The following is a 7,096-nucleotide window of genomic DNA, read 5'->3' as shown; positions in this document are numbered from 1 at the left end:
GCACGCCAGCTCCTCCGCCGCACGGATCGCGTCCACCCGCTCCGCATCCGACAACGCCCCACAGCCACCGTCGGCCAGGAACGCCGACAACCGCGACCGCAACGCAGACAAGTCGGCAGCACCCAGCCCGGCGCCGTCACACACGGCGCCGCTAGCAGCGGTCGAGGTCCCCGAGAAAGTCACCCACCCATCCTTGTTCGAACACATATTCGAATCAAGCCCGTCTGGACCGGTCATCGGCCAACGCGCCGAGGGCAGGTGGCCGCTCCCGAGAATGTCGGACCCGCGTGGAAGTCTCGCCCCATGAGCCAAGTCGCCGTCATCGTCACCCACCAGACCCTGCCTGGCAGGCGTGAGGAGGTCCGTGCCGTGTGGGAGAAGCACATGGCCCCCGCCGTCGCCGCGTGCGCCGCACCCTGTCCTTGCCGCTGGTCTGGACGCCGCGCGGCTGAGGAAGCGCGGCACCGAATCCGATCGCACCACAGCCGTACCTCCTGCGACGATCGCCACATGGCCATCCACGTCTCCCCCGTCGACGAGCGCGACAACACCTGGGAGGACGGTTCCCCGCGTTTCCGCGTCTACCTGCACGGCAGCGAGGACGATTCCACCCGCGGCTGGACCGACACGTACGACGTCACCGGGGCCGACATCCTGCAGGTCATCGACTGGGCGCAGCGGCAGGCCGGCGACACCCTGACCTACGCCGTCGCGCTCGTCTCCCACGACCCGCACCAGGAGCGCCGGTGCACCCGTCCGGGCCTCATCTGGCTCGTCGGCATGGACGGCAACGACGTCACCATCAACGACCACGAGGATGACGTGCAGCGCCGCATGCTCGCCCGGCGCGCCGCGCCCGTGGGCGTACCCGCCGTCGACCGGATGCCCGCCCGCGTCCCGGACCCGTACAACGACGGCACCCGTCGACGCTGAGCCGACGCTAGGGTCGATCCATGACTGACCTCGACGCCGTGGAGGTGCGCATCTGGGACCTGCTCGCGCCGTACCGTGACGAGCTCGAGGACGCCACCATCTACTCGATGCCCTCACTGCGGTGGCCCGGCGTCAAGGGTCATGACTACTTCGCCGCCGTCCAGCGCAGCGCCAAGAAGGTCAGCCTGTACGCCATCGCCGTCGAAACCTGGCCCGAGGCCCTCGACGGCGCCTCGGCCGCATTCGCGAAGCGCCGCACCGGCAAGGCAACCTTCTCCTTCCCCACGCTCGACGACGAGATGGCCGCCGAGGTCGAGGCGTTCCTGGCCCGGCTGTACGTCCCCTACCGCGCCCACCACGCCGGCGCCCCGACCGCCTGAGCCGGGCGTACGGCTGGCAGGCTGGGGCCGTGGACGTCCCTGCCCTGCTCAGCGCCTGGATCGCCGAGGCGCTCTCGGTACGCGGCAACGCCACCCCGCTGACCGTCTCCCGGGAGGTGTGGAGCCGCCACGAGCAGGACCTCCGTACGGCCGGCGACCTGCTGTACACGTGGCAGCTCGACCTCCTGGCCACGGCGGAGGGCATGGCTGCCGACGGGCACCTGAGCGTCGCCGCTGACGGCACCTGGACGCTGACCGCCCCCGCGGGCGCACCTCTCCCCCGACGAGTCTGGACCGCGGAGGAGATCGCGGTCGCCGTCGACGGCTACCTGCGGCTCCTGGCCGCCGAGCACGCCGGGGAACCCGCGCACGTCGACGAGGTCGTGGCCGAGATCGGGCGGGCCACGGGCTGGAGCGGCGACGCGCTGGACCGCATGCTCGCCAACATCTCCGCGGTCGTCCAGGAGCACGGCCTCCTCCCCCTGAGCAGCATCCGGCCCCGCTCCAACGTGCCCGTCGGCGTACGCCCCGCCGTGGCCGACGCCCTCGCCGACATCTCCTAGAGGCGCGATCTCTGGAGGACTGTCAGCGGCGTGCGGCAGGATCGCCGCATGCCCGTCGAACTGGTCCGCGCCCCCGCCCTGTCCGGCGACGTCCCGTACGCGTACGCCGCCGTCGCCCCGCCCGGCAGTCTCGTGTTCACGGCAGGCGCCTGCCCGCTGGACGCCGACGGGGCCGTCGTCGCGCCGGGCGACCCGCGCGCCCAGGCCGAGGTCGTGATGGCCAACCTCGTCGTCGCCCTCGCCGCCAGCGGCTGCACGCTGGCCGACGTCGCCAAGTCCACCGTGTACGTCGCCTCCGCTGACCGCGACGACCTCGTGGCCGTGTGGCAGGTGGTGCGGTCGGCGTTCGGGGACCACGACGCACCCAGCACGCTGCTGGGCGTGGCCGCCCTGGGATACCCCGACCAGCTCGTCGAGGTCGAGGCGGTGGCCGTACGTGGTTGAGGCGTCTCGCGGCAGACCGGTGGACCTTCCCCCTGCGGCGCCGCACTGGCTAGGCTCCCCGGCCATGGCTGACAACGCCCCAGCGGACACCCCCGAGCACGCACCGGCGTACCCGCCGGCCCCCTGGCACATGCACGGCCAGCTGTGGCTCTCCATCGTCAAGGTCCGCGAGGCCGTCGACGACCTGCGTCCTGCGGGCATGTACGGCGTGGCCATGGTCGACTACCAGGAGCCGAGCCCCCTGACGTACGGCGAGCTGCTCGTCGGGCGGGTCGTGAAGACGCCCGTGGAGGGCGTCACCATCACCGACATCTGGGTCGACTCCCCCGCCTCGGTGGCGGGCGGCCGCGAGATCTGGGCCATCCCCAAGGAGCTCTGCGACTTCTCGCTCGAGGCTTCGCGCAAGGGGCCGCTGGCGCGCACCCACTGGACGATGAGCACCGGGGGCGTCGAGATCGCCACCGCCTCCTTCACCGACATCTCCCGGATCGCGCCGCGCACCCCCTTCAAGGCCAACACGTGGCAGCCGGGGATCGAGGAGACCGGTTTCGAGGACCGGTCCTCCCCACTGCAGGGATCCGCGAAGGCTCTGCTCGCCCACGGCCGGTGGACGTTCAACCCGCTCGGCCCGCTCGCCTGGTTGCACGGGTCACGGACGATCGCCTCGTTCCGCATGGTCGACTTCGAGATGCGCGTCGAGTAGTCCGATGACCTCCCCGCGCCTCACCCGCTACGCCCGCGACGGCCTGCACTTCGACGTCACCGACCGGGGGCCGTCCGACGGTGAGCCGGTGGTGCTGCTGCACGGCTTCCCCCAACGCGCGACCTGCTGGGACGAGGTGTCCGTACGCCTCAACGAGGCCGGGTTGCGCACCGTCGCGCCGGATCAGCGCGGGTACTCGCCAGGAGCCCGGCCCACCGGACGCCGCGCCTACCACCTGTCCGAGCTGGTCGCCGACGTCGTCACCTTGATCGACCTGCTCGGCGGCAGCGCGCACGTGGTCGGCCACGACTGGGGCGGCAACGTCGCCTGGGCGCTGGCCTCCGCGCACCCCGACAAGGTCCGTACGCTGACCGCCCTCTCCGTCCCGCACCCCCGCGCCCTGGTCCGCGCCATGCGTACCCTGCCGCAGGCGCGGCGCAGCTGGTACGTCGGCGGCTTCCAGGTGCCGTGGCTTCCCGAGCGAGGGCTGGCCGCCCCGTTCGGCCGCCGGGCGTTGCGCGCCTCCGGCATGGACGACGCGATGGTCGCCACGTACGAGCGGGAGATGGTCGCGGACGGCGCGCTCACCGGAGCCGTCAACTGGTACCGCGGTCTCCTCGTCGGAGGCTCCGGCGGGTTCGGCCGTACGGTCACCGTCCCCACGACGTACGTGTGGAGCGACGGCGACACCGCACTCGGGCCGGAGGCGGCTGCCATGTGCGGCCAGTACGTGTCGGGCGACTACCGGTTCGTGACGATCCACGGCGCCTCGCACTGGCTGCCCGACCAGCGGCCCGACCAGGTCGCCGAGGCGGTGCTGGACCGCGTTGGTCGCGGCGGCTGAGCGCGGCCGACCCGACTCCGCTCAGCGCGGTCCCGGACGGACCGTGACCTCCTCCAGCGAGGCGTCGCGCGGCAGGTCGAGGACGAAGCGGATGGTGTCCGCCACCGAGGAGGCGGCGATCCAGTCGGAGGCGTCGTACTCCTTGCCCTCCTTTGCGTGCACCTTCTCCTGCATCGGCGTCGCCGTGCGGCTGGGGTAGACCGTCGTCACCCGTACGCCATGCTCGCGCTCCTCGGCCCGGACGGCGTCCGCCAGCGCGCGCAGCCCGAACTTCGAGGCCGAGTACGCCGCCCACTCCGCGTTGACGCCGAGCCCGGCGGTCGAGTTCACGTACACCAGCGTCCCGCGTCCCGCCCGCAGGGCCGGGAGGAACTCCCGGGTCAGCACGGCCGGGGAGGTCAGGTTGACGTCCAGCTGGTGCTGCCAGTCGGCCAGCCGCAACCGCTCGACGCGGCCCAGCTCGACCGTCCCGGCCACCTGCACCAGGCCGTCGACGGGGCCGTCGACCTCGCGGCCCAGACCGTTCAAGGTCCCCGGCTCGGCCAGGTCCGCCACCAGCACCTGCGCTGCTGGGAACGCGGCCGCCACCTCGCCGCGGCGGGACTCGTCGCGCACCAGCAGCACCAACGAGTCGCCGCGGGCCGTCAGCTGCTCGGCGAGGACCTGCCCGATCCCCGAGCCGGCACCGGTGATGACGTACGTGCTCATGCGGTGAAGACGATCTTCCCGAAGACGTCGCCGGACTCCATCGCCTCGAAGCCGGTACGGGCGTCGGTCAGCGGGATCTCACGGTCCAGCAGCGGGCGGGTGCCGGTCGCGTCGAGGAACTTCACCAGCCCGTCCAGCTCGTCGCGCGTACCCATCGTCGAGCCGATCACCGAGAGCTGCAGGAAGAAGATGCGGGTCAGCTCGGCGTCGTCGAGCTGCGGCCCCGAGGTCGTACCGGAGATCACGATGCGGCCGCCCGGGCGGAGCGCCCGGATCGAGTGGCTCCACGTCGCGCGACCCACCGTCTCCATGACGGCGTCCACCTTCACCGGCAGCCGCGCCCCCGACTCGAACACCTCGTGGGCGCCGATCTCCAGCGCACGGGCCCGCTTCTCCTCGTCGCGGCTCGTCGCCAGCACGCGCAGCCCCGCCGCACGCGCGAGCGTGATCAGCGCCGTCGCGACGCCGCCACCGGCGCCCTGCACCAGGACCGTCTCGCCCGGCTTCAGCTGGCCCTGCGTGAACAGCATCCGGTACGCCGTCAGCCACGCCGTCGGCAGGCACGCCGCCTCGGAGAACGACATCGAGGCCGGCTTGGGGACCAGGTTGCGCCGCGGCACGATCACCTTGTCCGCGAACGTGCCCTGGTGGCGCTCCGAGAGCAGCGACCGCTTGGGGTCGAACGTCTCGTCGCCCGACCACGACGGGTCGCTGATGACCGCGTGCACGACGACCTCGTTGCCGTCCTCGTCGACCCCCGCCGCGTCACAGCCGAGGATCATCGGCAGCGACTCCTCGCGCAGGCCCACGCCGCGCAGCGACCAGATGTCGTGGTGGTTCAGCGACGCCGCCTTGACGGTCACCGTCGCCCAGCCGTCCGGGGCCACCGGATCAGGGCGTTCGCCCAGCACCAGGCCGCTCAGCGGGTCGTCGTTGGAGAAGGACTCTGCGTAGACGGCGAACATGCTCCGAGGCTAGCCGAGTCGCACCTCAGCCAGCGGACCAGTCCGCGCCGTACAGGCACAGGACCTCGGCCCCCGGCACCGCCGCACGTGTCCGCGCCAGCGCACGCGCCGCCGACTCGCCCCCCGCGAGCAGCCGGTGGTACCCGGCCATCGCCTCGGCGGCGACCTCGTCAGGCAGCGGCGAGACGGACGCGACCACGGACCCGACCCCCAGGGCGAGCAGCGCGGCCGTGAGGCCGAGCGGCTCGTCCCCCGCGCTCACCTGGGACTGCCCGACGTCGCAGGCCGAGAGCACCGCGTGGCCCGAGGCCACGGACCCCAGCTCGTGCACGTACGCGGGACCGTCGGACATCCGCAGCGACGAGAACAGCGGGTTCTGATCCTCGTGGGTGCCGTGGGCGGCCACGTGCACGACGCCCGGACCCGCGAACGCCTCGACGAGGTCCTGGCTCGTCGCCCCCTCGGCCACCTGCACCGTGCCGGCGGCCCCCTCCCACGCAGCGGCGACCTCCTTCGCCTCCCCGGTCGCGCCGGGGACGCCCGGCCCTGTCACCACCGTGACCTCCGGCCGCGCCGAGACAGACTCCGCACCGGCCCAGCGCGTCACCGACGGCGCAACCGTCAGCGCCCGCGGCGCCAGCGAGGGGAGCAGCCCCCAGGCGCAGGACGCCAGCCGACGGGACGGCGCGACGACGACGTCGTCGCCCAGCAGGTCGATGACGGGCTCGACCGCCGCCGCGTCCAGGGCGAGGGCCGAGGCCGCCACCGCCTTGTCGAGCATCGGCGCCAGCGCCGTGCCGCGCGACAGTGACCGCGCCCGCAGGTCGCGCCGCAGCCGGTCCGCCAGGGCGTCCAGGTCCGCGGCCGGGAGCGGCCGTACGGCAGCACCACGCGGCCCGATCACCAGGGCGAACCTACGGTCGTGGTGCGCGACGTACATGAGCAGGCTCTGCCCCGAGGACGTCAACCGGTCCCGCACCTCACCGTACGAGGAGGGCCGGGCCCCCGACGACCCTCGTCCACCACGCGCCCAGGTCAGCTGGCGCAGCCGCTCCTCCAGCTCGACGGCGCGGACAGCCTCCGACCCGTCACCCTCCTCGCGCGAGCTCTCCAGGCGCAGCTGGCGCAGCTGCGAGATCGTCTCGGCGATCTCGGGGTCCGGGTCGGGCGTGACGGGCAGGGTGCGGTGGGCCGACGCGCGCCACCGCTCGGCGCTGGCGTACACGTCCTGGGGCCGACCCGAGCGCAGGGCCCGGCCCACGTCGAGGTCGGCGAGCCGGGCGCCGTGCACCGACAGGCCGGCACGGACCTCCAGGCTGGGAGTGGTTCCCTGACGCTGCTGCAGGACCCCGGCGGCGGCACGTACCTCGCGTCCGCAGGCCGCGCCGTCCCCCTCCGCGTCGGCGACCGCGGCCCGCAGGAAGCGCTCGTGCAGCTCGGCACTGAGGTCCTGGCGTCGTCGACGCCCCAGCTCGGTCAGGGCGCTGCGCGCGCCGTCCAGGTCGCGCGCGGCCAGCCGGGACTCCACCACCAGTCTCAGACCCATGCGTCCGGAG

Annotated in this window: 10 protein-coding genes; 6 read left to right on the top strand and 4 right to left on the bottom strand. The window is 73.2% G+C overall.

All coding sequences use genetic code 11. The annotated features are described in order from the left end of the window. Positions 1-183, bottom strand: a 183-nt coding sequence (locus tag ACI379_RS14320) for a hypothetical protein (protein ID WP_439792770.1), incomplete at its 3' end; no start/stop codon positions are given. A gap of 327 nt (positions 184-510) precedes the next feature. On the opposite strand from ACI379_RS14320, the gene ACI379_RS14315 reads away from it, so the two are divergent. The 6 genes from ACI379_RS14315 (at position 511) to ACI379_RS14290 (ending at position 3,867) form a co-directional block, all read left to right on the top strand. Then, the gene (locus ACI379_RS14315; protein ID WP_439792769.1) at positions 511-933 is read left to right on the top strand and encodes a hypothetical protein; all 423 of its coding nucleotides are present in this window, start codon (positions 511-513) and stop codon (positions 931-933) included. Between the two features lie 20 nt (positions 934-953). Further along, complete coding sequence (locus ACI379_RS14310) at positions 954-1,313, top strand: hypothetical protein (RefSeq protein WP_439792768.1); 360 nt, start codon at positions 954-956, stop codon at positions 1,311-1,313. A gap of 29 nt (positions 1,314-1,342) precedes the next feature. Then, a complete protein-coding gene (locus ACI379_RS14305) occupies positions 1,343-1,876 on the top strand; it encodes a hypothetical protein (protein ID WP_439792767.1) in 534 nt (177 codons plus the stop codon). 48 nt (positions 1,877-1,924) lie between these two features. Then, a complete protein-coding gene (locus ACI379_RS14300) occupies positions 1,925-2,320 on the top strand; it encodes a RidA family protein (RefSeq protein WP_439792766.1) in 396 nt (131 codons plus the stop codon). Positions 2,321-2,384: 64 nt separating this feature from the next. Further along, positions 2,385-3,023: an acetoacetate decarboxylase family protein gene (locus ACI379_RS14295; RefSeq protein ID WP_439792765.1), complete on the top strand. Its 639-nt coding sequence runs from the start codon at positions 2,385-2,387 to the stop codon at positions 3,021-3,023. A 4-nt stretch (positions 3,024-3,027) separates the two neighbouring features. Further along, positions 3,028-3,867, top strand: coding sequence for an alpha/beta fold hydrolase (locus tag ACI379_RS14290; RefSeq protein ID WP_439792764.1), 840 nt, complete (start codon positions 3,028-3,030; stop codon positions 3,865-3,867). A 21-nt stretch (positions 3,868-3,888) separates the two neighbouring features. Here the strand turns inward: ACI379_RS14290 and ACI379_RS14285 are convergent, their stop codons facing one another. The 3 genes from ACI379_RS14285 to ACI379_RS14275 all read right to left on the bottom strand — a co-directional run. Next, positions 3,889-4,575, bottom strand: coding sequence for an SDR family oxidoreductase (locus ACI379_RS14285; protein ID WP_439792763.1), 687 nt, complete (start codon positions 4,573-4,575; stop codon positions 3,889-3,891). Next, on the bottom strand, positions 4,572-5,540 hold the full coding sequence (locus ACI379_RS14280) for a zinc-binding dehydrogenase (RefSeq protein ID WP_439792762.1): 969 nt from the start codon (positions 5,538-5,540) through the stop codon (positions 4,572-4,574). The genes ACI379_RS14285 and ACI379_RS14280 overlap by 4 nt, the downstream gene beginning before the upstream one ends. A gap of 25 nt (positions 5,541-5,565) precedes the next feature. Then, a partial coding sequence (locus ACI379_RS14275; protein WP_439792761.1) for a CHAT domain-containing protein occupies positions 5,566-7,096 on the bottom strand: 1,531 nt, incomplete at its 5' end.

Origin of the sequence: Nocardioides sp. (genome assembly GCF_051876515.1) — a bacterium.
Lineage (GTDB): Bacteria > Actinomycetota > Actinomycetes > Propionibacteriales > Nocardioidaceae > Nocardioides.
Note: the sequence above shows the minus strand (reverse complement) of the source record. Positions and strands in the feature narration are given on the sequence as shown.